The 23,408-nt window shown below is 66.4% G+C and carries 20 protein-coding genes; 8 read left to right on the plus strand and 12 right to left on the minus strand.

The features are described 5' to 3' along the window. The first annotated feature begins 3 nt into the window (after positions 1-3). Positions 4-450 (plus strand): PTS sugar transporter subunit IIA, encoded by a 447-nt coding sequence (locus tag ACFJGT_RS19340; protein WP_377841171.1) that lies wholly within the window; start codon positions 4-6, stop codon positions 448-450. Here the strand turns inward: ACFJGT_RS19340 and ACFJGT_RS19345 are convergent. After that, a complete protein-coding gene (locus ACFJGT_RS19345; RefSeq protein ID WP_377841174.1) occupies positions 423-1,436 on the minus strand; it encodes a LysR substrate-binding domain-containing protein in 1,014 nt (337 codons plus the stop codon). The two genes, ACFJGT_RS19340 and ACFJGT_RS19345, sit on opposite strands and share 28 nt — an antisense overlap. 108 nt (positions 1,437-1,544) lie before the next feature. On the opposite strand from ACFJGT_RS19345, the gene ACFJGT_RS19350 reads away from it, so the two are divergent. From ACFJGT_RS19350 to ACFJGT_RS19360, 3 genes are all read left to right on the plus strand, one after another. Then, complete coding sequence (locus ACFJGT_RS19350) at positions 1,545-2,381, plus strand: alpha/beta hydrolase fold domain-containing protein (RefSeq protein WP_377841177.1); 837 nt, start codon at positions 1,545-1,547, stop codon at positions 2,379-2,381. Positions 2,382-2,432: 51 nt separating this feature from the next. Further along, a complete protein-coding gene (locus ACFJGT_RS19355) occupies positions 2,433-3,632 on the plus strand; it encodes an efflux RND transporter periplasmic adaptor subunit (RefSeq protein ID WP_377841180.1) in 1,200 nt (399 codons plus the stop codon). Positions 3,633-3,791: 159 nt separating this feature from the next. Continuing rightward, the gene (locus ACFJGT_RS19360; RefSeq protein WP_377841182.1) at positions 3,792-6,971 is read left to right on the plus strand and encodes an efflux RND transporter permease subunit; all 3,180 of its coding nucleotides are present in this window, start codon (positions 3,792-3,794) and stop codon (positions 6,969-6,971) included. Positions 6,972-7,027: 56 nt separating this feature from the next. Here ACFJGT_RS19360 and ACFJGT_RS19365 read toward each other — a convergent pair whose 3' ends face one another. From ACFJGT_RS19365 to ACFJGT_RS19385, 5 genes are all read right to left on the minus strand, one after another. Further along, positions 7,028-7,897: an ABC transporter permease gene (locus ACFJGT_RS19365; RefSeq protein ID WP_377841187.1), complete on the minus strand. Its 870-nt coding sequence runs from the start codon at positions 7,895-7,897 to the stop codon at positions 7,028-7,030. Between the two features lie 165 nt (positions 7,898-8,062). Then, on the minus strand, positions 8,063-9,109 hold the full coding sequence (locus ACFJGT_RS19370; RefSeq protein ID WP_377841190.1) for a PotD/PotF family extracellular solute-binding protein: 1,047 nt from the start codon (positions 9,107-9,109) through the stop codon (positions 8,063-8,065). Between the two features lie 37 nt (positions 9,110-9,146). After that, the gene (locus tag ACFJGT_RS19375; RefSeq protein ID WP_377841193.1) at positions 9,147-10,205 is read right to left on the minus strand and encodes an ABC transporter ATP-binding protein; all 1,059 of its coding nucleotides are present in this window, start codon (positions 10,203-10,205) and stop codon (positions 9,147-9,149) included. Positions 10,206-10,226: 21 nt separating this feature from the next. Next, a complete protein-coding gene (locus ACFJGT_RS19380; RefSeq protein WP_377841196.1) occupies positions 10,227-11,042 on the minus strand; it encodes an ABC transporter permease in 816 nt (271 codons plus the stop codon). A 154-nt stretch (positions 11,043-11,196) separates the two neighbouring features. Continuing rightward, a complete protein-coding gene (locus tag ACFJGT_RS19385) occupies positions 11,197-12,432 on the minus strand; it encodes an amidohydrolase family protein (protein WP_377841199.1) in 1,236 nt (411 codons plus the stop codon). Positions 12,433-12,650: 218 nt separating this feature from the next. Between ACFJGT_RS19385 and ACFJGT_RS19390 the strand changes: the two genes are divergently transcribed. After that, positions 12,651-13,760, plus strand: coding sequence for a CaiB/BaiF CoA transferase family protein (locus ACFJGT_RS19390; protein WP_377841200.1), 1,110 nt, complete (start codon positions 12,651-12,653; stop codon positions 13,758-13,760). Between the two features lie 295 nt (positions 13,761-14,055). Beyond that, complete coding sequence (locus ACFJGT_RS19395) at positions 14,056-14,799, plus strand: aspartate/glutamate racemase family protein (RefSeq protein WP_377841201.1); 744 nt, start codon at positions 14,056-14,058, stop codon at positions 14,797-14,799. A 10-nt stretch (positions 14,800-14,809) separates the two neighbouring features. On the opposite strand, the gene ACFJGT_RS19400 is transcribed toward ACFJGT_RS19395, so the two are convergent. Further along, positions 14,810-15,721 carry an NAD(P)-dependent oxidoreductase gene (locus ACFJGT_RS19400; protein WP_377841202.1) on the minus strand — a complete coding sequence of 304 codons (912 nt, stop codon included), beginning with the start codon at positions 15,719-15,721 and terminating at the stop codon, positions 14,810-14,812. Between the two features lie 101 nt (positions 15,722-15,822). Between ACFJGT_RS19400 and ACFJGT_RS19405 the strand changes: the two genes are divergently transcribed. Further along, the gene (locus ACFJGT_RS19405; RefSeq protein WP_377841203.1) at positions 15,823-16,893 is read left to right on the plus strand and encodes a LacI family DNA-binding transcriptional regulator; all 1,071 of its coding nucleotides are present in this window, start codon (positions 15,823-15,825) and stop codon (positions 16,891-16,893) included. Between the two features lie 7 nt (positions 16,894-16,900). On the opposite strand, the gene ACFJGT_RS19410 is transcribed toward ACFJGT_RS19405, so the two are convergent. The 5 genes from ACFJGT_RS19410 to ACFJGT_RS19430 all read right to left on the minus strand — a co-directional run bounded on the left by ACFJGT_RS19410 (position 16,901) and on the right by ACFJGT_RS19430 (position 22,388). After that, entirely contained in the window at positions 16,901-17,806 is a 906-nt protein-coding gene (locus tag ACFJGT_RS19410; protein ID WP_377841204.1) for an NAD(P)-dependent oxidoreductase, read from the minus strand. A 73-nt stretch (positions 17,807-17,879) separates the two neighbouring features. Next, complete coding sequence (locus tag ACFJGT_RS19415; protein WP_377841205.1) at positions 17,880-18,782, minus strand: carbohydrate ABC transporter permease; 903 nt, start codon at positions 18,780-18,782, stop codon at positions 17,880-17,882. Then, positions 18,775-19,731, minus strand: coding sequence for a carbohydrate ABC transporter permease (locus ACFJGT_RS19420; protein ID WP_377841209.1), 957 nt, complete (start codon positions 19,729-19,731; stop codon positions 18,775-18,777). The genes ACFJGT_RS19415 and ACFJGT_RS19420 overlap by 8 nt, the downstream gene beginning before the upstream one ends. 66 nt (positions 19,732-19,797) lie before the next feature. After that, on the minus strand, positions 19,798-21,102 hold the full coding sequence (locus tag ACFJGT_RS19425; RefSeq protein ID WP_377841211.1) for an ABC transporter substrate-binding protein: 1,305 nt from the start codon (positions 21,100-21,102) through the stop codon (positions 19,798-19,800). Between the two features lie 233 nt (positions 21,103-21,335). Next, positions 21,336-22,388, minus strand: coding sequence for an ABC transporter ATP-binding protein (locus tag ACFJGT_RS19430; RefSeq protein WP_377841213.1), 1,053 nt, complete (start codon positions 22,386-22,388; stop codon positions 21,336-21,338). A gap of 238 nt (positions 22,389-22,626) precedes the next feature. On the opposite strand from ACFJGT_RS19430, the gene ACFJGT_RS19435 reads away from it, so the two are divergent. Beyond that, positions 22,627-23,403, plus strand: coding sequence for a FadR/GntR family transcriptional regulator (locus tag ACFJGT_RS19435; protein WP_377841216.1), 777 nt, complete (start codon positions 22,627-22,629; stop codon positions 23,401-23,403). Positions 23,404-23,408: the final 5 nt, after the last annotated feature.

The raw sequence follows: 23,408 nt of genomic DNA on the forward strand, positions 1-23,408 counted from the left end.
CCCATGATCCCATCCGACATCATCCGCCCGCGTTCCATCGTCAGGCTCGCCGCCGCGAACAAGGCGGCCCTGTTCCGCGCCCTCGCCAAGAAGGCGGCCGAGCAGCTCGCCTTGCCTGAAGCTGTGATCCTCGATGCACTGAACCGCCGAGAGGCGCTGGGTTCCACCGGCGTCGGCGGCGGGCTGGCGATGCCGCATGCGCCCGTCGAAGGCCTCGCCGAGCCCTTCGGCCTGCTGGCACGGTTGGAGAAGCCCGTCGCTTATGAAGCGATCGACGGCGCACCGGTCGATCTCGTCTGCCTCGTGCTGACGCCCGTGAACGGCGGCAAGGGCCGCATCGACGCCCTGGCCTGCATCGCCAAGCGCCTGCGCCCGGCCGAGATCCGCGAGCGCATCCGCAATGCCGCGGGCGGCGAGGACATCTACGCGCTGCTGCTCGAAGAGAGCTGATCGGCCCGGCTGGGGCTCGGCCCCGGCATCGCCGGCAGGAGCGACGGCTTGCAGCCAGCCGGGAAGCCCGCGCCGCGCGACAGGACGAACTCGTCGCGCGCGAACAGCTCCGCCAGCCAGTCGACGAAGACGCGCACCTTGTTGCTGAGATGGCGGTTCTGCGGATAGACGATGTGCAGCGGCTTCGGCGCCGCGCACCAGTCCAGCAAGAGTGGCACCAGCCGTCCATCCGCGATCGGCACGCGGGCCATGAAGGTCGGCAATTGCATGATGCCGTGGCTGGCGAGCCCGGCCGCGAGATAGCCCATGCCGTCATTGAGCGCGATCGTGTAGCGCCCGCTGACCTCGATCGTCTCCGTGCGGTTCTGGTAGACCAGCGGCAGGACCCGCCCGCCGAGCGCAGGGCGATAGGCGACGATCTGGTGCCCGTTCTCGATATCGCGCGGGTGGATCGGGGTGCCGAAGCGGGCGAGATAATCCGGCGTCGCGCAGGTGATGAGCTGCATCTCGCCGATCCGCCTTGCGATCAGGCTCTGGTCGACGATCTCGCCGGCCCGCACGGCGCAATCGAGGTTCTCGCCGATCAGGTCGGCCGGCCGGTCGCTCAAGCCGAGGTCGAGCTGGATATCGGGATAGCGCGCGTGGAACTCGTGCAGAGCCGGGATGATCACCGAGACCGCGAGCGACGAGCTGCAATCGACACGCAGCCGCCCGCTCGGCCGCGCCTGCGCCAGCGTGAGGCTGGCATCGAGCTCGGAGAGTTCATCGAGCAGGCGCAGCGCCCGCTCGTAATAGGCCGCGCCGTCCATGGTCACGGTCACGCGCCGCGTCGTCCGGTTCAGCAGCTTGGCGCGCAGATGCGCCTCCAATTGCTGGATCAGCTTGGTGACGGTCGGCTTCGGCATGTCCAGGAGATCGGCGGCGCGCGTGAAGGTCCCGGTCTCGACGACCCGCACGAAGGCCCGCATCGCGGCAAGCTGGTCCATATGCCCTCGGATTGTTTCCATACGTGAACAATGAATGAGCGGATAGCGTATTTATTCCAGAATGCCGATTCACTATCTCGTGCTGCAACGCAACAGCGAAGGTGCGTCATGCCCGCGATCGCCGCGCAGAAACTGCAACCGGTCCTCTCCGTCTTCTGGCGGGAGGAAACCTTGAGCGCCCGTGGAGAGAGCTTCACCGGCCGGCTCTACGTTCCCGCCGAGGTTCCGGACAATGCCGGGCTCGTGCTGCACCTGCATGGCGGCCACTTCAACAGCGGCTCGCCGGCCGAGGGGCAGGCCGTCGCCACGGCCCTGACGGAAGCCGGCGCGGTCGTGTTCTCGCTCTCCTACCCGCTCGCACCGGTCCGGCGTTTCCCCGAGACGCTGGAGCGCATCTATGCAGCGCTCGAGGCTCTCGCCAGGGGGCGCAATCGCTGGGCGACGCGCGGCGCACCGCTCTACATCGCCGGCGAGGAAGCCGGCGGCAATCTTGCCGCGGCGCTGGCCATGATGGCGCGCGATCGCGGCGGCCCGGCGCTCGCCGGTCAGATCCTGTTCTCGCCGATGCTGGATGCCTGCCTCGGCACAGCCTCACTCCGTGACGTGCAGGCCGGCCCGGTCGGTTGCCGCTGGGCCGATGGCTGGGCCGATTATCTCGGCACGCCCGAGCGCGCCGCCCATCCTTACGCCGCCCCGCTCCAGGCGACCCGCCTCGCTGGCCTGCCGCCGGCCCTGCTGATCAGTGGGCAGGACGACCCGATGCGCGACGAAGCCGCGCAATATGCCGATCGCCTCGGCCAGGCCGGCATCGCCGTCCGCCATGTCGAGTTCAGCGCGCCGACGCGCTGGCCGCAGGCCTATGCGGACGCGGCCGAGGAAGGCTCCTGTCTCTGCAAGAGCTGCGGCGAGATCGCTGCCTTCTACGAACGGACCGCGCCCTCCTAGCGCTCCCCTCTTTCGAACACTTCGCAGCATTTTCAAGCAAGGACCGACCCCATGTTTCAGGGAACGAACCGTCGCGGCCTTTTGGCCGGCCTTACCGCCTCCGTCGCACTGAGCGCCGTCGCGGTCTTCACCCTCTCCGGCACGCGCGCTCAGGGCGATACCGCCCCTGTGGCTCCGCCCGCTATCCCCGTCTCCGTCGCGACCGTCGAAGCCCGCGAGATCGTGCCCTGGGCCGAATTCTCCGGCCGTCTGGAGGCGATCGAGCGCGTCGAACTGCGCTCGCGCGTCGCCGGCGTCGTCGAGGCCGTGCATTTCCGCGAGGGCAATCTGGTGAAGCAGGGCGACCTGCTCGTCAGCATCGACCAGGCGCCCTATCTCGCCGATCTCCAGCGGGCCGAGGCGCAGGTGCAGGGCGCTAAGGCACGCGTCGCCCTTGCCGAAAGCGAGAACGAGCGTGGCCAGCAATTGCTGGCGACCCGCAACCTTTCCCAGCGCGATATCGACACCCGCGTCAACAATCTGCGGGAGGCGCAGGCCAATCTCCAGGTCGCCGAGGCCGCCCGCCGCACGGCGCAGCTCAATCTCGACTATACCCAGATCCGTGCCCCGATCAGCGGCCGCATCGGCCGGCTCGACGTCACCGTCGGCAACCTGATCGCGGCGGGTGGCCAGGTCCTGACATCGCTGCTCTCGGTCGACCCCATCTACGCCGCCTTCAACGCCGACGAGCGCAGCGTGCTCGATGCGCTGGCCTCGCTGCCGGAGGGTTCGCGCGCGCTGGAGCAGATCCCGGTCCGGCTGACCACGGCGACGGCGCAGGCCGCGCAGTTCAGCGGCAAGCTGCACTTCGTCGACAATGGCATCGACGGCGCCAGCGGCACGGTCAGGGTGCGCGCCCGGCTCGACAATCCCGACGGCAAGCTCATGCCCGGCCAGTTCGTCCGGGTCCAGCTCGGCCAAGCCAAGGCCGAGCAGCAGCTCGTCATCAACGAGCGCGCCGTCGGCACCGACCAGAACAAGAAGTTCGTCTTCGTCATCGGCGACGACGCCAAGGCCGCCTGGCGTGAGGTCTCGCTCGGCGCCGCCCATGACGGCCTGCGCGTCGTCAATGCGGGCCTGAAGCCCGGCGAGCGCATCGTCGTCAACGGCCTCCAGCGCGTGCGACCCGGCGCGACCGTCGCGCCCGAGCCGGTGCCGATGGCGCAGAAGAGCGAACTCAGGAAGCCCGCGACCGAGCTCGCGCAACGCTGAAAATCACCGCCGTCATTCTCGGGCGAAGCGGAGCGCAGACCCGAGAAACTCAGGCAGGATGAGGCTGAAGGAGCTTCCTCCGGCACGAGATGCTCGGGTCAAGCCCGAGCATGACGGCGTTTTGTCCAATGACCTATCCGCTCCGAAGGGGCGCTATCCATGAACCTCTCGAAATTCTTCATCGACCGGCCGATCTTCGCGGCGGTCCTCTCCGTCCTGATCTTCCTGGCAGGGCTGCTCTCGATCAGGGCTCTGCCGATCTCGGAATATCCCGAAGTCGTCCCGCCGACGGTCGTCGTGCGGGCGCAATATCCCGGCGCCAGCCCCCGTGTGATCGCCGAAACGGTGGCGACGCCGATCGAGGAACAGATCAACGGCGTCGAAGGCATGCTCTACATGTCGAGCCAGGCGACGACGGACGGGGTGATGACGCTGAACGTCACCTTCCGCTTGGGCACCGACCCGGACAAGGCCCAGCAGCTCGTCCAGAACCGCGTCAGCCAGGCCGAACCGCGCCTGCCCGAGGAGGTGCGCCGGCTCGGCGTCACCACGGTCAAGAGCTCGCCCGACCTGACGATGGTGGTGCACATCACCTCGCCGAACGGCCGCTACGACATGACCTATCTGCGCAATTACGCGGTGCTGAACGTCAAGGACCGGCTCGCCCGCATCGACGGCGTCGGCCAGGTCCAGCTCTTCGGCTCGGGCGACTATTCGATGCGCGTCTGGCTCGACCCGCAGAAGGTTGCCGAGCACGGGCTCTCGCCCGGCGACGTCGTGCGCGAGATCCGCGCCCAGAACGTCCAGGCCGCGGCCGGCGTCATCGGCGCCTCGCCGAATGCGCCGGGCCTCGACCTCCAGCTTTCGGTGAACGCGCAGGGCCGCCTCCAGAACGAGGAGCAATTCGGCGAGATCATCGTCAAGACCGCGGCCGACGGCGCGGTCGTCCGGCTGAAGGACATCTCCCGCATCGAACTCGGCGGCGCCGACTATGCGCTGCGCTCGTTGCTCAACGGCAAGTCGGCCGTCGCCGTGCCGGTCTTCCAGGCGCCGGGCTCGAACGCCATCGCGATCGCCGACCGCGTCCAGGAGACGATGCGCGAGATCAAGCAGAACATGCCCGAGGGCGTGGACTATTCGATCGTCTACGACACCACCCAGTTCGTCCGCGCCTCGATCAAGGCGGTGATCTCGACGCTGCTGGAGGCGGTCGCGCTCGTCGTGCTCGTCGTCATCGTCTTCCTGCAGACCTGGCGCGCCTCGATCATCCCGCTCGTCGCGGTGCCGATCTCGGTCGTCGGCACCTTCGCGGTGATGTACCTTCTCGGCTTCTCGATCAATGCGCTGAGCCTGTTCGGGCTGGTGCTCGCCATCGGCATTGTCGTCGACGACGCGATCGTCGTGGTCGAGAATGTCGAGCGCAATATCGAGAACGGTCTTTCGCCGCGCGAAGCCACCTACAAGGCGATGCGCGAGGTCTCCGGCCCGATCATCGCGATCGCGCTGGTGCTGGTCGCGGTCTTCGTGCCGCTCGCCTTCATCTCGGGCCTGACCGGTCAGTTCTACCGCCAGTTCGCGCTGACCATCGCGATCTCGACGGTGATCTCGGCGATCAACTCGCTGACGCTCTCGCCGGCGCTGGCTGCGCTCCTGCTCAAGGGCCATCACGCCCCGAAGGATGCGCTGACGCGGGCCATGGACAAGCTGTTCGGCTGGTTCTTCCGCGCCTTCAACCGCTTCTTCAACCGCTCGTCGGAGGCCTATGGCGGCGGCGTGCGCCGGGTGATCTCGCATCGCGCGGTGATGCTCGCGGTCTATGTCGTCATGCTCGGAGCGACCGGCGTGCTGTTCAAGGCCGTGCCGTCAGGCTTCGTGCCGGGCCAGGACAAGCAGTACCTCGTCGGCTTCGCCCAGTTGCCGGATGCCGCAACCCTCGACCGGACGGAGGATGTCATCCGCCGCATGGACGAGATCGCGCTGAAGCATCCGGGCGTCGAGAACGCCATCTCCTTCCCCGGCCTCTCGATCAACGGCTTCACCAACTCGTCCAACTCCGGCATCGTCTTCGTCGGCCTGAAGCCATTCCATGACCGCAAGGACCCGTCCTTGAGCGGCAACGCCATCGCGATGCAGCTCAACAAGGAATTCTCAGGGATCAAGGAAGCCTTCATCGCGATGTTCCCGCCGCCGCCCGTCCAGGGCCTCGGCACGATCGGCGGCTTCAAGCTGCAGATCGAGGATCGCGCCGGACTGGGCTATGCCGCGCTCGACGAGGCGACCAAGGCCTTCATGGCCAAGGCCGCGACCGCGCCGGAGATCGCCGGCATGTTCTCGAGCTTCCAGGTCAACGTTCCGCAGCTCTATGCCGATATCGACCGCACCAAGGCCCGCCAGCTCGGCGTGCCCGTGACGGAGGTGTTCGACACGCTGCAGACCTATCTCGGCTCGACCTATGTCAACGACTTCAACCGCTTCGGCCGCACCTACACCGTGCGCGTCCAGGCCGATGCACCCTTCCGCGCCCAGCCCGAGCATATCGGCCAGCTCAAGGTGCGCTCGAACAACGGCGAAATGATTCCGCTCAGCGCGGTGCTCAACGTGCGCACCGATTCCGGCCCGGAACGCGCCATGCGCTATAACGGCTTCCTCTCGGCCGACATCAATGCCGGCGCGGCTCCGGGCTTCTCCTCGGGCCAGGCGCAGGAGGCGGTGGAGCGCATCGCGAAGGAGACGCTGCCCAAGGGCTTCGCCTTCGAATGGACCGAGCTGACCTATCAGGAGATCCTGGCCGGCAATTCGGCGGTGATCGTTTTCCCGGTCGCGATCCTGCTCGTCTTCCTGGTGCTGGCGGCCCAGTACGAGAGCATGACCCTGCCGATCGCGATCCTGCTGATCATCCCGATGGGACTGCTCGCGGCGCTGACCGGCGTCTGGCTCTCGGGCGGAGACAACAACGTCTTCACCCAGATCGGCCTCGTGGTTCTCGTCGGACTATCCGCCAAGAACGCCATCCTGATCGTGGAATTCGCGCGAGAGCTCGAATTCGAGGGCCGGACGCCGATCCAGGCCGCGATCGAGGCCAGCCGTCTGCGCCTGCGTCCGATCCTGATGACCTCGCTCGCCTTCGTCATGGGCGTGGTGCCGCTGGTGATCTCGACCGGGGCCGGCGCCGAGATGCGGCAGGCCATGGGCATCGCGGTCTTCTCCGGCATGATCGGCGTCACCGCCTTCGGCATCTTCCTGACGCCGGTGTTCTACGTGCTGATGCGAAAGCTGGCGGGCAACCGCCCGCTCGCCCGGCACGATATCGAGACGCCGGCCTTGCAGGCTGCCGAGTAAGGAAGTGAGAAACCGCCTCCGGCCACCCAGCCGGGGGCGGTTTCGCTTGAGCCGTCTCAGCGATAGCGCCGCTGCACGGTGAGATGGGCGATCATGGTGAGCAGGATCGTCGCGGTCATCAGGATGAACGAGATCGCGCCGCCGAAGGGCCAGTTGTTCTGTTGCGCGAACTGGCCATAGACCAGCGGCCCCATCATCTGGAATTTCGGCCCGCCCAGCAGCACCGGCGTGGCATAGGCGTTCATCGCGAGGATGAAAGTCAGGATCGTGCCGGCGAGGATACCCGGCAGCGCCAGCGGCCAGAGCACGCGGCGGAACATCGCCGCGGGGCCGGCGCCGAGGCTGAAGGCGGCCTCTTCGACATTGCGCGGAATGCCCTCGATCACGCTCTGCAGCGTCAGCACCATGAAGGGCAGGTTGACCGCGATGATGCCGATCAGCACGGCATTCTCAGTATACATGATCTCCAAGGGCTGATCGATCAGCCCGAGGCCCATCAGCGAGGCGTTCAGCGCCCCCTTGCTGCCGAAGAGCGTCATCCAGCCGGCGGCGCGCACGGCGTTGCCGACGAAGAGCGGCAGCACGACGGCGATCACCATCAGGTTCTTGAAGCGGCTCTGCGTGCGCGCCAGCACATAGGCCAGCGGAAAGCCCATGATCAGACAGGCCAGCGTGCAGATCACCGCGACGCGGACCGTGCGGAGAAGCACGTTGAGATAATAGGCGTCGGTGAAGAACTTGACGTAGTTCTCGATCACCAGCCCATCGACCATGAACTGGCCGGGCACGAACTTGTTGAGCGAGTAGCGGAACAGGATCGCCAGCGGCCCGATCAGCATGAGCGCGACGAAGAGCGTCGCCGGCATGACGAGCAGGCCGGCGAGCCTGGTGCGGGCGCCGGCGACGGCTTCGGGAGCGGCGCTCATGAACCACTCCCCGTGAAGGCGCCCATGGCATGGTTCGGCCGTTCGCTAACGCGAGCCGAATGGCGCGGCTTTCGAGAACCGGAGCGCAGCGGACATTGGTCCGTGAGCACCGGAAGCGCAGAAAGCCGCGTCAGACGGCCGCGATAGTAGAACGGACGAGCCATGTCAGCCCTTGAAGACCTTGTCCCACCATTCCTTCATCGCCGAATCGTTCTTGGCGAGGAAGGCGTAGTCGAGATCCTTGAGGGTCTTCTCCTCCTCGGGCGTGAAACCGATGCGCTTGTGCAGCGCGGGATCGACATTGAGGCCGGTGACCGTGCCGTTATAGCCCATGTCGACGGCGAAGGCCTCCTGCGGCGCCTTGGCCAGCATCGCGTCCATATAGGCGTAGGCGTTTTCCTTGTTCGGCGCGTTCTTCTGGATCACGAAGCCCGAGACATAGGTCGGGATGCCCTCGATCGGCGAGACCGCCTCGCAGGGGATGCCGGCGTTCTGCCACTGTACGACGCGGGCCTTCCAGATCGCGCTGATCCCGACTTCCTCGTTCTTCATCGCCTGGGCGAAGGCTTCGTTGGTCGGGTAGACGCGCGCGCCGGCCTTCTTGACGGCGAGCAGGACCTCCTTGGCCTTCTCGAGGTCGTTCATGTCCTTGCCGTCGGTCGCCGCCATCGATGCCGCGATGAAGATCGACTGGTACTGGATGTCGATGAAGCCGATCTTCGAGCCCCATTTCGGGTCGAGCCAGTCCTTGAAGCCCTTCGGCGCCGGCGAGATGATCTTGGGATTGTAGATGACGACGTTGCCGGAATAGATGTGCCCCATGCCGTATGGGTATTTCATCGTCGGCAGCAGGTTCTTGGCGTTCGGCAGCTTGGAATAGTCGATTTGCTCGAGCACGCCGGCCTCGTTCATTTCGAACATGTTGGCGGCAGAGAGGCCCTGGATGTCGACCGTGCCGCGCGGCAGGCGCTTCTCCGCGACCATCTTGGCCCGGCGCGGCGCGTCGCCGGCCTGGTCCTGCACGACCTCGAGCCCCTTGGGCTTGAGGATCGGGTCCTCGATATTCTTGGTCAGAAGCCGCGCATAGTCGCCGCCCCAGGTGCCGACGACGACGCGCCCGCCGGATTGCGCGAAGGCCGGCACGCCGGTCGCGGTGGCGAGCGCCGCCGCGCCCGCACCTTTCAGAAGGTCCCGCCTGTCGAATGAAGCCATGGTATTCCCCTCGTTTCTGGACGCCGATTGGGAGCGTTCAAGCCCCTTGCGGATAGACGAGCCCGGCGCTTTCGGCCCAGCCTATCGTGATGGTTTCGCCGACATGCGGCTCGGCCAGCCCGACCTTGTTCGGAATCTGCAGGAGCATGCGATCCTGCTCGTTGAGCGCGACCTGCACGTCGAGCAGCGCACCGAGATAGGAAGCATGCTCGATCCGGACCTCGAAGCGGTTCGGCAAGCCATCCGCCTCAGCCCCGACCGCGATCCGCTCGGGCCGCAGCGCCAGCGTCGCCGGCCCCGAACCCGCAGCGGCGGCGCAGGCGATATCGAGCCCGCCGCCCGTGCGGAAACGGCCCTCACCCGTGACCTGCCCCTCGATGAAGGCGCTGCGCCCGATGAAGCCGGCGACGAAGCGATCGGCCGGCTTCTCGTAAAGCTCGCGCTGGGTGCCGATCTGGCGCACCTGCCCTTTTTCCATGACGACGAGGCGGTCCGCCATCGTCAGCGCCTCCTCCTGGTCATGGGTCACCATGATCGTGGTGAGGCCGAGCTTCTGCTGCAATTCGCGGATCTCGATCCGGACCTCCAGGCGCAGCTTGGCGTCGAGATTGGAGAGCGGCTCGTCGAGCAGCAGCACCTTCGGCTCCATCGCCAGCGCGCGGGCGAGCGCCACGCGCTGCTGCTGGCCGCCGGAAAGCTGGCGCGGATAGCGCTCGTCGAAACCGCCGAGCCGGACGAGCCTGAGCGCCTCGGCGACGCGCGGGCCGCGCTCGGCCTGCGGCACCTTGTGCATCTCCAGCCCGAAGGCGACGTTCTGGGCGACGGTCATATGTGGGAAGAGCGCGTAGCTCTGGAAGACCAGGCCGCAATGGCGCTTCCACGGCGGCAGGTTGGTGACGTCCTGCTCGCCGATCGTGATCGCGCCGGAACTCGGCGCGATGAAGCCCGCGACCATGCGCAAGGTCGTGGTCTTGCCGCAGCCGGAGGGACCGAGCAGCACGAGGAATTCGCCGTCGGCGACGGTGATGTCGACATCGTCGACGACCGTCAGCGCGCCGTAAGCTTTCTTCAGATGCGAGATCGAGAGACGTGCCATCGTTAGGAACTTGCCATCCGTTCACACCACCCGGCTCAGTTTGACGTAGCGATCGGTCACGATCATCGCGACGCCGATCAGGACGATCTGGATCAGCGAGGCCGCCGCCACCGTCGGGTCGATCTTCCATTCGAGATACTGGAGGATCGCGATCGGCAGCGTCGTGCGCCCCGGCCCGACCAGGAAGAGGCTCATCTCGAGATTGCCGAACGAGGTGACGAAGCCGAACAGCGCGGCCGCGACGATGCCCGGCCGGATGCTCGGCAGCGTCACCCGCCAGAAGGTCGTGACCGGGCCGGCGCCCAGATTCTGCGCAGCCTCCTCGATCGAGCGGTCGAAGCCGGCGAGGCTCGCCGTCACCAGCCGCACCACCCAGGGGATGACGACGAGCGTATGCGCCGCGACGAGCCCGGCGAGTGAGCCCATCACCGGCAATTGCGTGGCGATCTCGACCTCGATCTGGAAGACATAGGTCGCGGTGCCCAGCACGATGCCCGGCATCACCAGCGGCAACAGCAAGAGCGTGCTGACGCCGCCTCCCAGCGGAATGCGATGGCGCACCAGAGCGAGGCTCGCCGGCACGCCGAGGAGGAGCCCGATCAGCGTCGACGCGACGGCGACCTGAAGGCTCAGCATGAAGCCGTCGATGAAGGGTTTGTTGTTCGCCGCGGCGGCGAACCATTTCAGCGAGTAGCCTTCCGGCGGGAAGGAGGGAATCTCCTGCCGGAAGAAGGCGAGCCAAGTCACGAAGATCAACGGGAGCAGGATGAAGCCGAGCGACAGCGCGGCTGCACCGTTCAGGGCGTAGCGCCCGAATCGCTGCGAACCGGCGCTCACCCGGCTTGTCCCTGATGGCAGGCCGTGCCCTGCCGTATGTCGTCCGCTCTGGAGGCCAAGACCGTTCCCTCGTTTGAGCGGCAGTGTGCGACGCCACTTACAAACAGTGAAGCCTGCATTTCCGTCAGATCATGCCCCGTTGACGTGCAGGCTTTCAGTGCAGCGTGTTCTTGTGGAAGGCGCCGCCCTTCATGATCGCCGCCAGGTGCTTGCCCTGCTCCTGGAACAGCGCGAGGTCCTTCAGCGGGTCGCCATCGACGAGGATGAGATCGGCGAAGGCGCCGGTCTGAACCGTGCCGAGCTTGCCTTCCATGCGCAGGATCTGGGCACCGACCGTCGTCGCCGAGCGAATGATCTCCAGCGGCGAGAGCACCTCGCGGCGCAGCAGGAATTCGCGCGACTGCTCGCTCTGCAGCTGGCCGAGCAGGTCCGAGCCATAGGCGACGGGCACGCCGGCACGCTTGCAGATTTCGAGGGAGCGCAGGCCGCCATCGATGACGAGGTCGTTCTTGGCCAGCATGTCGCCGGTCATCCCGAACTCGGCCGCCCGCTCCTTCATCGCGTAATAGGCGACGAGATTGGCGGTGAGGAACATGTTGTTCTCCGCCATCAGCTTGGCCGAGGCGTCGTCGATCAGGTTGCCGTGCTCGATCGCGCGCACGCCGCATTGCGCGGCCCGGGTGATCGCCTCCGGCGTATAGGCATGGGCGCAGACATAGCGCCCGAAGGCCTTCGCCTCCTCGACCGCCGCCTTCACCTCGTCGACGCTGAACTGCATCGAATCCAGCGGGTCATAGGGGCTGGCGACGCCGCCGGACATCATGATCTTGATATGGTCGGCGCCGAGCCGCATCTGCTCGCGCACCGACTTGCGCACCGAGGAGACGCCGTCGGAGACGTTCATCGTATAGGCCATGGCGTTGCAGCAATGGCAGCGCGCGCCAAAATCGGTGCGCCGGCGCGGATCGCTATGGCCGCCGGTCGGGCCGATCGCCGCGCCCGCGATGAACAGGCGGGGACCCGCAACATCGCCCTTCTCGACCGCTTCCTTGATGCCCCAGTCGGCGCCGCCGGTATCGCGCACGCTGGTGAAGCCGCGGTCGAGCATGCCCTTCATCAGCCGGACCGCACGCGCCGTCATCAGCGTCAGCGGCATGCTCTCCATGCTGCGGATGTAAACCTCGGACAGGAAGACATGGACATGGCTGTCGATCAGGCCGGGCATCAGCGTGCGGCCGCCGCAATCGATCACATCGGCCTTGGCGGACTTGATCGGTTTGTCGGAGAGCTCGCGGATGATGTCGCCCTCGACGACCAGCTCGTAGCCCTGGCGCAGTTCACCGAAACCGGGTTCGAGCAGAGCGAAGTTCTTGAAATGCAGCATTGTCATTCCCGCCTCCGAATAGGCCTGCCGGCGAGCACCCGGCTCGAGGTGACGGCATGATATGCACGCAACATCCAAGTTGTCGACAGCGCAGAATCATCAGGATGCGCGTTCGCAGAACATCCTTCCTGTCCGCAAATCCGCGGGGCTGCCCTAGCGCGAGTGGCGTTGCGCCACCGACTGATGACCGCTTCACTACGCCCTGAACGGAGATTCACACGCGCATGCCGGGCCCACTCGACGGGATCAAGATCATCGACCTGACCACGGTCATCGCCGGGCCCTACGCGACCCAGACGCTGGGCGACATGGGTGCCGACGTCCTCAAGGTCGAGCCACCGGGCGGCGACATCATGCGCGCGCCCGGCCCCGCGCGTTCGCCGGGCATGGGCGCGGCCTTCCTCAACTGCAACCGCAACAAGCGCAGCATTGCGCTCGACATGAAATCGCCCGAGGATCTCGCCCGCCTGCGCGAACTGGTCGCCGATGCCGACATCTTCATCCACAACATGCGGATGGAAGCGGCCCGCCGTTACGGGCTGGATCCGGAGACGCTGCTCGCCCGGCATCCGCGCCTGATCTACTGCGCCATCGTCGGCTTCGGGCAGGACGGCCCCTATCGCGATCGCCCGGCCTATGACGACGTCATCCAGGCTGCTTCCGGCTGGGCGGCGCTCGCGCAGCGCACAGGTGATGCGCCGACCTACGCTCCCACCATCGTCGCCGACAAGACGACCGCCCTCTTCGCCGTCGGCGCGATCAATGCCGCGCTCTATCACCGGGCGGTTTCGGGCGAAGGCCAGGCGATCGAAGTCCCGATGTTCGAGGCGATGGTCTCCTTCCTTGCGGTCGAGCATCTCGGCGGGCGCAGCTTCGAGCCGGCACTTGGGCCTAGCGGCTATTCCCGCGTGCTGTCTCGAAACCGCCGGCCTTACCGCACCGCGGACGGCTTCATCGCGGTAATGCCCTACACAGCAGCGCATTGGCAGGCGCTCTTCCGCGCCGCCGGCCGCGAGGATTGGGCAGCGGAACCCGCACTTGGCGAAGGCGCCGCCCGCGCCGCGATGATCGACATGCTCTACGAGCGCCTCGCGGAGCGCCTCCTGCACCGCTCTTCCACCGAATGGCTGGCGATCCTCGACCGGATGGACGTGCCCTGCTCGGCCATCAACACACTAGATGACCTGCTGGACGACCCGCATCTGAAGGCGACAGGATTCTTCGAGGCCGTCGAACATCCCGAGGAAGGCAGACTGGTCACCACGAGGCCGCCGATACGCTTCAGTGCGACGCCCTGCACCATCACGAAGCCGGCGCCAAGCCCGCCCCGTTGAAGCAGCCGCGGCCCACCGACGGCACACAGGGCGCAACGATGCCGCCCGCAGTTCCAACGCACTCTTGCTGTCGGCGCTACGGAATGCGAGAACGCCGAATAGTGCGAACAAGGGCCGGCCGTGCCGGAATGGAAGCACTGTTTCTCCATTCCTCCGCTTGCGAGCCGAACGGCACATCTGCTGTTGATTTCAAACCGATGAGACACCGTTCGCTCCTGACAGCCGCTGCACGGCCATTGCCCGATCGGACGATCGGCAATGCCGCGCGGCTGGATCACGGATTGTGAGGCCTCGCTTGCGCATTCTCCTGCTCAACCCCAACACCATGCCGGAGATGACGGCGCTGGTCGCGCGCGTGGTCCAGCCCTATCTGCCGGCACAGGCTGAGCTCGTGCCCGTCACCGGCCGCTTCGGTGCGCAGTACATCGCCAGCCGCAGCGCTGGGGTCATCGCCGCCCATGCCGCGCTCGAAGCCTTCGCCGAGCATGGCCGGGATTGTGACGGCGTCTATCTCGCCTGCTTCGGCGACCCCGGCCTGCTGGCGCTCAAGGAGATGGCCCGGATTCCGGTGATCGGCATGGCGGAAGCCAGCAGCCGCTATGCCGCCGAGCAGGCCGAGCGCTTCGCCATCGTCACCGGCGGCGAGCGCTGGGGGCCGATCCTGCATGAATTCGTCGGCTCGATCGGGCTGGGCAACCGCCTCGCCGCCGTCGAGACCGTAGCCCCCACCGGCGCCGATATCGCCCGCGATCCCGACGGCTCGATCGCCATGCTCGCGGAAGCCTGCCGCCGGGTCGCAAAGCGCAACGGCGCCGGCGCGGTCATCCTCGGCGGGGCCGGGCTCGCCGGGCTCGCGCCTCGCGTCCAGCCGCATGTCGACGTGCCCGTGATCTGCTCGGCCGAAGCCGGAATCCGGATGCTGCTGGCCGAGCTGGACCAGCCGCAGCCGAAGCCGCGCGAAGGCGACCTCGCCCTGCCGGCGCCGGTCGCCAGCACCGGGCTCTCGGACGGCCTGTCCCGGTTGCTGGCGCAGCCCTGAACCGCGCCGCTCAGCCCTTGCCGGCGAGCGAGGTGCCGTTCAGCCCGGCGATCCAGTCCGACAGCATCGGCACGTAATCCTCGCCCTTGCCGCTGGCGACGGCGGCCGCATAGCTGTTCTTCACGGCATTGCCGATCGGGTTGGCGACGCCGGCCTCGTTGGCGACGCTCTCCAGATAGCGCACGTCCTTCAGCGCGTTGTTCAGCGTGAATTTATGGGCGTTGCGGTCGCGCTCCAGCACGTATTGCATGAAGGTCTGGTAGAAGCCGCAATCCATCCGGCTGCCGCGCAGCACGCTGTCGAAGACCTGCGGGGTGATCCCGATCTTCTGGCTCAGCGTCAGCGCCTCCGCATAGATCGCGGCATAGCCGAGCGACAGGAAGTTATTGATCAGCTTCATCTTATGGCCGTCGCCGACCGGGCCGAGATGCACGATCTTCTGGGCCCAGGCCTCGCAGGCCGGCTTGATCCGGGCGAACACCTCCGGCGAGGCCCCGACCATCGCCGAGAGCTGCCCCAATGCCGCCTGTGCCGGCGTGCCGCCGAGCGGCGCATCCGCAAGATGCAGGCCTTTCGCCTCCAGCTCGGCGGCGAGCTTCACCGTCACCGTGGGATCGGAAGTGGAGCAATCGACGATCACCGCGCCCGGCTTCGCGCCGGCGACGATGCCGTTCTCACCCTTCAGTACGGCCTCGACCTGGGCCGAACCGGTCACGCACAGGAAGATGATCCCGGAGCGCCCCGCGAGCTCCTTCGCCGTCTTGGCCTCGACGGCACCCGCCGCGACGAGTTCCTCGACAGGCTTGCGGTTGCGGTGCCCCATCACCGTGAGCGGGAAGCCCTTGTCCACAAGATTGCGGGCCATGCCCTGCCCCATCAGGCCGACGCCGATGAAGCCGATGGACTCTTTGCTTGCGCTCATCTTCAAATTCTCCCGCTGATATGGTTGAGATGGAGCCGGAAGTCGGCGAAATGGCCCGATCGGAAGCTGGCCGCGAGGCCCGCCCTCAGTGTGGACGAGTCATGATTGCCAGCGACCCGCCCGGGCCCCGCCAGCCCAAGAGCCCGCCTCCCGCAGGCCGCAGCCGCGTCACCTTGCAGGTCATTGCCGAGCGCCTTTCGGTCTCGACCGCGACGGTGTCGCTCGCCCTGCGCGGCTCGCAGCTCGTGGCGGAGGCGACCCGCAACCGCGTGCGCGAGATCGCCCGCGAGATGGGCTACAGCTACAATCGCAGCGCCGCATCGCTGCGCACCGACCGCACCAACATCATCGGCGTCGGCTTCCACGACATCACCAACCCCTATTTCGCCGAACTGCTCGCGGCGATCGAGGAAACCGCAGCCCGCAACGATCGCTCGATCCTGCTCGGGACCTATTCCGAGAACCTCGACCGGCAGCAGCGGGTGCTGGGCACGCTCGCCGAATACCGGCCCGACGGCATGGTCCTGTGCTCGGCCGGCGGCAGCACGGCGGAAAGCCTCAGCCCCCTGATCGATGCCGGCGTCCCGATCGTGCAGCTCTCGCGTGAAATCCCCGAGCTCGATCTCGATTTCGTCGGTTCCGACGACCGCCACGGCACGAACCTGGCCATGGAGCATCTGATCGGGCTCGGACACCGCCGCATCGCCTTCCTCTGCGCGAACGAGAACATCTCGACCGGCCGCAACCGCTATGCCGGCTATCGCGAGGCCCTCGCCCGCCATGGCCTGCCTTTCGACCCGGCGCTGGTGCATTTCGACTACGGCACCCGCGAGAACGGGCTCAAGGGCATGCAGAAGGTCCTCGACGCGGAGAACCCGCCGACCGCCGCCGTCTGCATGAACGACCTCGCCGCCTTCGGTGCGATGCTCGGCCTGCGCCATCGCGGGCTGGAAGCCGGCAGCGATTTCTCGATCGTCGGTTGCGACGACGTGCAGGAAGCCGCGCAATGGTACCCGGCCCTGACCACGGTCCGCAATTTCCAGGACCAGATGGGCGCCAGATCGGCGGAGTTCCTGCTGAACCGCATCGCCGATCCGCATGCCCCGACGCAGCGCCTCCTGCTGACACCGGCCCTCATCGTCAGGGGCACAACCTGCCCGCCGCCGCGCTGAGGCGGTCTCAGGCATCGTTCGCGGGCTTGGCGTTGAGCGCGCGATAGGCCCGCACCACCTGCGAGTCGTCGCGCCCGCCATGGCCGAGGCCCGACGCCGACAGGAACATCTGGTGCGCCGCCGCCGCCAGCGGCAGCGCCGTCTTCGCGGCACGCCCGGCATCGAGCACGATGCCGAGGTCCTTGACGAAGATATCGACGGCGCTCGCCACCACCGGATCGGGCTCGTGCATGCGCGGCCCGCGATCCCTGAGCATCCAGGACGAGGCGGCCGAGCCGCCCATGATCTCGAAGAGCAGGCGCCCGTCGATGCCGGCCTTTTCGGCCAGCGATAGAGCCTCGGCCGCGACCGCGATATGCACGCCGCAAAGCAGCTGGTTGACGGTCTTCACCGTCGCGCCCTGCCCGGCCTTCTCGCCGACATGGAAGACCTTGTCGCCGAGCGCGTCGAGCACGGGTCTCGCCCGCGCGAAACTCTCGCCGGGCGCCCCGACCATGATGGTCAGCGTCGCGTTGCGCGCGCCGTTCACGCCACCCGAGACCGGGGCATCGATGAAATGCCGCCCGGTCTTCGTCACCTCCGCCGCGATCGCCTCGGCCTCGCCCGGCGGGCAGGTTGCCATCAGGATCACGGTCGCTTCCGGCGCCAGAGCGTCCAGCGCCCCGGCCTCGAACAGGACCGCACGCGCCTGCGCGGCATTGACGACCATCAACACCAGTGCCTCGGCGCCTAAGGCCGCCTCCTTCGCACTCGCGGCGGCATGGCCACCCGCCGCGACGAGCGCATCACGCGCCGCCTCCCGCGTGTCGAAGCCGGTCACGCGGAACTGCTTCTTGACGAGGTTCTCGGCCATCGGCGCGCCCATGGCGCCGAGCCCGACGAAGGCGATGCTGGAAATCGGTTGAGCAGGCATGAGGCAGACACTCTCGGAACGAAAGCGGGCACAGCTCGCGCCATGCCCGCAGGAAATCCGGCATCGGCGCCGGTTACTCCTTCACCGCACCCGTCATGGACGCGACGTAGTAGTCGACGAAGAAGGAATAGAGGATAGCGACCGGGATCGAGCCGAGCAGCGCGCCGGCCATCAGCGAGCCCCAGTGATAGACGTCGCCCTCGACGAGCTGGGTCAGCACAGCGACCGGAACCGTCTTCTTCTCCGCCGACTGGATGAAGGCGAGCGCATAGATGAACTCGTTCCAGGACAGGGTGAAGGCGAAGATGCCGGCCGAGATCAGGCCGGGCATGGCAAGCGGCAGCGTGATCCGCCACAGCGTCTGCAGCCGCGTCGCCCCGTCGATCATCGCGCATTCCTCGAGCTCGTAGGGGATCGACTTGAAATAGCCGATCAGGAGCCAGGTGCAGAACGGGATCAGGAAGGTCGGATAGGTCAGGATCAGCGCCAGCGGCGAGTCGAACAGCCCGAACTGGAAGATCAGCGTCGCCAGCGGGATGAACAGGATCGAGGGCGGCACGAGATAGGCGAGATAGATCGCAAGACCGACATATTGCGAGCCCTTGAACCGCAGGCGCTGGATCGCATAGGCGGCGAGCACGCTGGAGAACAGCGACAGCGCGGTGGCCACGGCCGCGACCATCATCGTGGTCCACAGCCATTGCGGATAGTCGGTCTGGAAGAGCAGCTTGTTGATGTTTTCCAGCGTCGGCGACTTCACCCAGAACGGGTTGTTGTTCTTGTAGTCGAGCAATTCCGCGTTCGGTTTGATCGCCGTGATCGCCATCCAGTAGAACGGGAACAGCAGCACGAGCAGGAAGACCGACAGCGGCAAATAGAGCATGATGAAGCGCCGCGGGCCGGACGACCAGTCGATGACGCCTTCGCGCTCCTTGTCGGTCAGATGCGGGCGCGCTCCGAGGGTCTGGTCAGTCATTGTCTTCCCCCTGCTGCCATTTGCGCCGGGACAGGCCGTAATAGCTGAACAGCGTCGCCATCACGAGGAACGGGATCATCGCGACCGCGATCGCCGCGCCCTCGCCGAGCTGGCCGCCTGGAATGCCGCGCTGGAAGGCGAGCGTCGCCATCAGATGCGTCGCGTTGACCGGCCCGCCGCGGGTGATCGCGTAGACGAGCTGGAAATCGGTGAAGGTGAACAGCACCGAGAAGGTCAGCACCACCGCCAGGATCGGCATCAGCATCGGCAGCGTGACATGGCGGAAGCGCTGCCAGGAATTGGCACCGTCCAGCATCGCCGCCTCGTAGAGCGAGGGCGAGATCGTCTGCAGGCCCGCCAGCAGGCTGATCGCGACGAAGGGAATGCCGCGCCAGATATTCGCCGCCATCAGCGAGAACCGCGCCGGCCAGGGCTGGCCGAGGAAGTCGATATAGGTGTCGCGCCAGCCGAGCACGTCGACCAGCACATAGGAGATGATCGAGAACTGCGGATCGTAGATCCACCAGAAGGCGATCGCCGAGAGCACGGTCGGCACGATCCAGGGGATCAGGATGATCGCCCTGAGCAGCGACTTGAACGGCAGGTGGTTGTTGAGCAGCAGCGCCAGCCACAGGCCGAGCGCGAACTTCCCGAAGGTCGCCACGCCCGTATAGAGCAGCGTGTTCCAGACCGAGGTGATGAAGACCTGGTCGTGCCAGAGCGACACGAAATTCTCGAAGCCGATGAAGTGCCCGACGCGGCCGATACGCGTATCGGTGAAGGCAAGCCAGATGCCCAAGCCCAGCGGATAGCTGAGGAAGACCAGCAGGAAGCCCGCCGCCGGCAGCAGGCACAGGAAGATCAGGAACGGCTTGTAGTCGAACAGACGCACCAGCCAGTTGTGTTGCAGGCTGTGGACGGTTCGCGATTCGGCGGCAGCTACGGCCATGGCGCGCTCGCAATTGGACCGGCAGTCCCGGCCGCCATCGGGTGACGGCGGCCGGGGAAGCGCGGGTCAGGTCCGGTAATAGCGCTTGGCGCGGCGTTCGGCCTCGGCAGCGGCCTCTTCCGGCGTCGCCTGGCCGGCGCAGACCGAAGCGACCATCTGGACGACGACGTATTCGGCATTGACCGTGCCGGCCGCCTCGTTGATCGAGCCCTTGTAGCCGCTCCAGAGCGCGCGCTCCCAGGTGTCGCGATAGACGAGGATCTTGGGATCGCCCGACCAGACCTTGCTCTCGGCATAGCCCTTCAGCGGCTGGGTCCAGTAACCGAAGCAGCCGGTCAGCCACTTGTCGTACTGTTCCTTCTCCATCATGAAGCGGAGATATTCCTTCGCGGCGTTCGGGAACTTGGTGTGCTTGAACGCCATGGCGTTGATGATCAGCGCCGGCTCCGAGGGGCGCCCGAGCGGGCCGACCGGCATGGTGGCGTGGTTCAGGTCCTTGCCGATCGCCGCGGTCTTCTCGTCCTTCGAGTTCTTGATCGAGAAGTAGAGCGAGACGCCGTTCTGGGTCAGGCCGATTTCACCGGCCGACAGCGCCTTGTTGTTGCTGATGTCGAGCCAGGACAGCGTGCCGGGAATGAACGTCTCGTAAAGCGCCTTGGCATATTTCAGCGCCGCGATCGTCTCCTTCGAGTTGATCGCGACCTTGTTGTTCTCGTCGACCATGTAGCCGCCATGGGTCCAGACGAGCCAGTTGCAGAAGGCGTTGCCGTCGCCGACCGCGTTGCCGAGCGCGAAGCCGGCGGGATGGCCGTTCGCCTTGAGCTTGCGGCAGAGGTTGAGGAAGCCGTCGAGATCCTTCGGGAAGGTGTCGAAGCCCGCTTCCTTGACCCAGGATTCGCGATAGACCGCCGGTGCGCCGGAGGCGCCCATCGGGATCGAGATCCACTGGTTGGTCTTGTCCTTCTTGCCGTATTTCTCGGCGATCGGATACCAGCCGCCATTCTTCTTGCCGAGTTCGTCGGCGATGTCGGTGAGGTCGATCAGCTTGTCCGAGAAGATATGCGGATCATCGGCCCAGCCGACGACGATATCGGGTCCGGCACCGGTATTGGCGGTCACCGCCGTCTGCGGGCGCAGGTCTTCCCAGCCGGCATAGTCGACGCGCACCGGCACGCCCGTCGCCTTGGTGAAGGCCTCGGTGTTCTCGTTGAAGATGGCCTGGTCGGGATCGACGAACTTGGTCGGGCGCAGCACGCGCAACGTCGCGCCGGGCTCGATCTTGGCCTGGGCGATGGACGGGGCGAAGGGCATGGTCGCGCCCGCCGCGAGCCCCGCGCCGCCGATCAGAACGTCTCTTCTTGAAATGCTCATGGAAACCGTCTCCTCCGTTGGCGCGGCGGCGGCCTGCATGGGACCACCGTCCTGCATGATTTATGGGCGTTGACAGCGATCATCCGCCGCCCGACTTGCGCTGCGGGGCGACGAATCTCTTGAAGCCGGGTCGGTCAGGCTGAACCGACCTGATCGGAAAAACCGGCCCGGATACTCTGTATCAGGAACGCGTCGGTCGGTCGGATCGCATCGCGACCCGATCGCTGCGTACCCTAGATGCGCTTGCCGGTCGCGGCGTCGAACAGATGCGTCACGCTGGTATCGGGCGTGATGCCGATGGTCTCGCCGGGCTTGGCCGAGATGCGCTCGCGGAAGATGCAGGTCAGGTCCTGCCCGCCGCAGCGGACGACGACCTGCGTCTCCGAGCCCATCGGCTCGACGACCGCGACCTCGGCCTTCAGGCCACCCGGATCGAGCCGGAAGTGCTCGGGGCGGATGCCCAGTACCGCAGCAAGCCCGTCGGAGCCGATCGGATGCTTGCCGATCGGCCAGACCGTGCCGCCCTCGGTTTCGAAGCCCGCGCCGGTGATCTTGCCCTTTAGCAGGTTCATCGAGGGCGAGCCGATGAAGGCGGCGACGAAGAGATTGGCCGGATTGTCGTAGAGGTCGAGCGGCGCGCCCATCTGCTCGACGATGCCGTCATGCATGACGACGATCTTGTCGGCCATGGTCATGGCCTCGATCTGGTCATGCGTGACGTAGACCGTCGTGGTCTTCAGGCGCTGGTGCAGCTCCTTGATCTCGGTGCGCATCTGCACGCGCAGCTTGGCGTCGAGGTTCGACAGCGGCTCGTCGAACAGGAAGACCTGCGGATCGCGCACGATGGCGCGGCCCATGGCGACGCGCTGGCGCTGGCCGCCCGAGAGCTGGCGCGGATAGCGGTCGAGCAGCTTGTCGAGGCCGAGAATGCCGGCTGCCTTGTTGACGCGCTCGTCGATCTCGCTCTTCGGCGCCTTCCTGAGCTTCATCGAGAAGGCCATGTTGTCGGCGACCGTCATATGCGGATAGAGCGCATAGTTCTGGAACACCATGGCAATGTCGCGCTCCTTCGGCGGAACGTCGTTCACCACGCGCGGGCCGATCCGGATCTCGCCGCCCGAGATGTTCTCGAGCCCCGCGATCATGCGCAGCAGCGTCGACTTCCCGCAGCCCGACGGGCCGACCAGGATGACGAACTCGCCGTCGTTGATGTCGATATCGACGCCGTGGATGACCTGCGTCGACCCGTAGGCCTTGCGCACATCGGCAATCTGGACTGAAGCCATGCCGTCCTTCCCTGCTTTCCGTTCCCTGATCCCAAGCTCGCCCTGAGGCGGCTTGCGACCACAATCGGTTTCTTGTGACCGAATGATGAAACCGGATATCGCCTGTTCCCGGCGATTGTGTCCGTTCCAATCTGCGATAAAGTCATACGATAGAAGCGGCCCTGTCAAGCGCCGCCACAGCCTCCGGAATGCCGCAAATTCAGGCTTGCCGGAAGCACCCGAGGGAGGGGCATCAGCGATGCGGGTACGCGATTTCTCGCGGCCGACGACGCTCAATCCGGACCGGCTTTTCGGCCAGGTCGCCCAGAAGCTTGCCGTCGCGATCATCACCGGCCGCGTCCGGGCCGGCGAGGTCCTGCCGAACGAGGACGACCTGCGCTCGGAGATATCGGTCTCGCGCACGGCCTATCGCGAAGCGGTCAAGATCCTGACGGCGAAGGGGCTGGTCGAGGCGCGCCCGAAGAGCGGCACCAGAGCGGCGCCGCGCGAGCGCTGGAACCTGCTCGACCCCGATGTCCTGTCATGGCATTTCGAGGCCGATCCGAACGAGAAATTCATTCGCGATCTCTTCGAGTTGCGCCGCTTCGTCGAGCCCAGCGCCGCCCGCCTTGCCGCACAGCGCCGGACTTCCGCCGACATCGCCCGCATCGAGGCGGCCTATCGCGGCATGGCCGACGGCGCGCCCTATGCCGAGAGCACGATCCGGGCCGATCTCGCCTTCCACGAGGCGATTTTCTCAGCCGCCCAGAACGCGGCGCTGCAATGTCTCTCCAGCGCGGTCATCGCCACGCTGCAATGGTCATTGCTGCTCAAGACCGGGGATGAGGCCGCCTATATCGAATCCCTGCCTGATCATGAGCATGTCCTGCTCGCCATCATCGACCGCGACGGCGATCTCGCCTCGGCCCGCATGGCCGGCCTCGTGATCGACAGCCTGAATACCACGCTGGCTTCGCTCGGCACGCATGTCGCCACGGAGACTGGGAAAATCGCCAGAATAAAGCATACTAAATGAGCGCC

Source organism: Allobosea sp. UC22_33 (assembly GCF_042700715.1).
Lineage (GTDB): Bacteria > Pseudomonadota > Alphaproteobacteria > Rhizobiales > Beijerinckiaceae > Allobosea.

Excerpts from the sequence above, each read along its gene's own strand:
- ACFJGT_RS19340 (WP_377841171.1), top strand. The coding sequence starts at position 4 with ATGATCCCATCCGACATCATCCGCCCGCGTTCCATCGTCAGGCTCGCC.
- ACFJGT_RS19345 (WP_377841174.1), bottom strand. The coding sequence starts at position 1,436 with ATGGACCAGCTTGCCGCGATGCGGGCCTTCGTGCGGGTCGTCGAGACC.
- ACFJGT_RS19350 (WP_377841177.1), top strand. The coding sequence starts at position 1,545 with ATGCCCGCGATCGCCGCGCAGAAACTGCAACCGGTCCTCTCCGTCTTC.
- ACFJGT_RS19355 (WP_377841180.1), top strand. The coding sequence starts at position 2,433 with ATGTTTCAGGGAACGAACCGTCGCGGCCTTTTGGCCGGCCTTACCGCC.
- ACFJGT_RS19360 (WP_377841182.1), top strand. The coding sequence starts at position 3,792 with ATGAACCTCTCGAAATTCTTCATCGACCGGCCGATCTTCGCGGCGGTC.
- ACFJGT_RS19365 (WP_377841187.1), bottom strand. The coding sequence starts at position 7,897 with ATGAGCGCCGCTCCCGAAGCCGTCGCCGGCGCCCGCACCAGGCTCGCC.
- ACFJGT_RS19370 (WP_377841190.1), bottom strand. The coding sequence starts at position 9,109 with ATGGCTTCATTCGACAGGCGGGACCTTCTGAAAGGTGCGGGCGCGGCG.
- ACFJGT_RS19375 (WP_377841193.1), bottom strand. The coding sequence starts at position 10,205 with ATGGCACGTCTCTCGATCTCGCATCTGAAGAAAGCTTACGGCGCGCTG.
- ACFJGT_RS19385 (WP_377841199.1), bottom strand. The coding sequence starts at position 12,432 with ATGACAATGCTGCATTTCAAGAACTTCGCTCTGCTCGAACCCGGTTTC.
- ACFJGT_RS19390 (WP_377841200.1), top strand. The coding sequence starts at position 12,651 with ATGCCGGGCCCACTCGACGGGATCAAGATCATCGACCTGACCACGGTC.
- ACFJGT_RS19400 (WP_377841202.1), bottom strand. The coding sequence starts at position 15,721 with ATGAGCGCAAGCAAAGAGTCCATCGGCTTCATCGGCGTCGGCCTGATG.
- ACFJGT_RS19405 (WP_377841203.1), top strand. The coding sequence starts at position 15,823 with ATGATTGCCAGCGACCCGCCCGGGCCCCGCCAGCCCAAGAGCCCGCCT.
- ACFJGT_RS19410 (WP_377841204.1), bottom strand. The coding sequence starts at position 17,806 with ATGCCTGCTCAACCGATTTCCAGCATCGCCTTCGTCGGGCTCGGCGCC.
- ACFJGT_RS19415 (WP_377841205.1), bottom strand. The coding sequence starts at position 18,782 with ATGACTGACCAGACCCTCGGAGCGCGCCCGCATCTGACCGACAAGGAG.
- ACFJGT_RS19420 (WP_377841209.1), bottom strand. The coding sequence starts at position 19,731 with ATGGCCGTAGCTGCCGCCGAATCGCGAACCGTCCACAGCCTGCAACAC.
- ACFJGT_RS19425 (WP_377841211.1), bottom strand. The coding sequence starts at position 21,102 with ATGAGCATTTCAAGAAGAGACGTTCTGATCGGCGGCGCGGGGCTCGCG.
- ACFJGT_RS19430 (WP_377841213.1), bottom strand. The coding sequence starts at position 22,388 with ATGGCTTCAGTCCAGATTGCCGATGTGCGCAAGGCCTACGGGTCGACG.
- ACFJGT_RS19435 (WP_377841216.1), top strand. The coding sequence starts at position 22,627 with ATGCGGGTACGCGATTTCTCGCGGCCGACGACGCTCAATCCGGACCGG.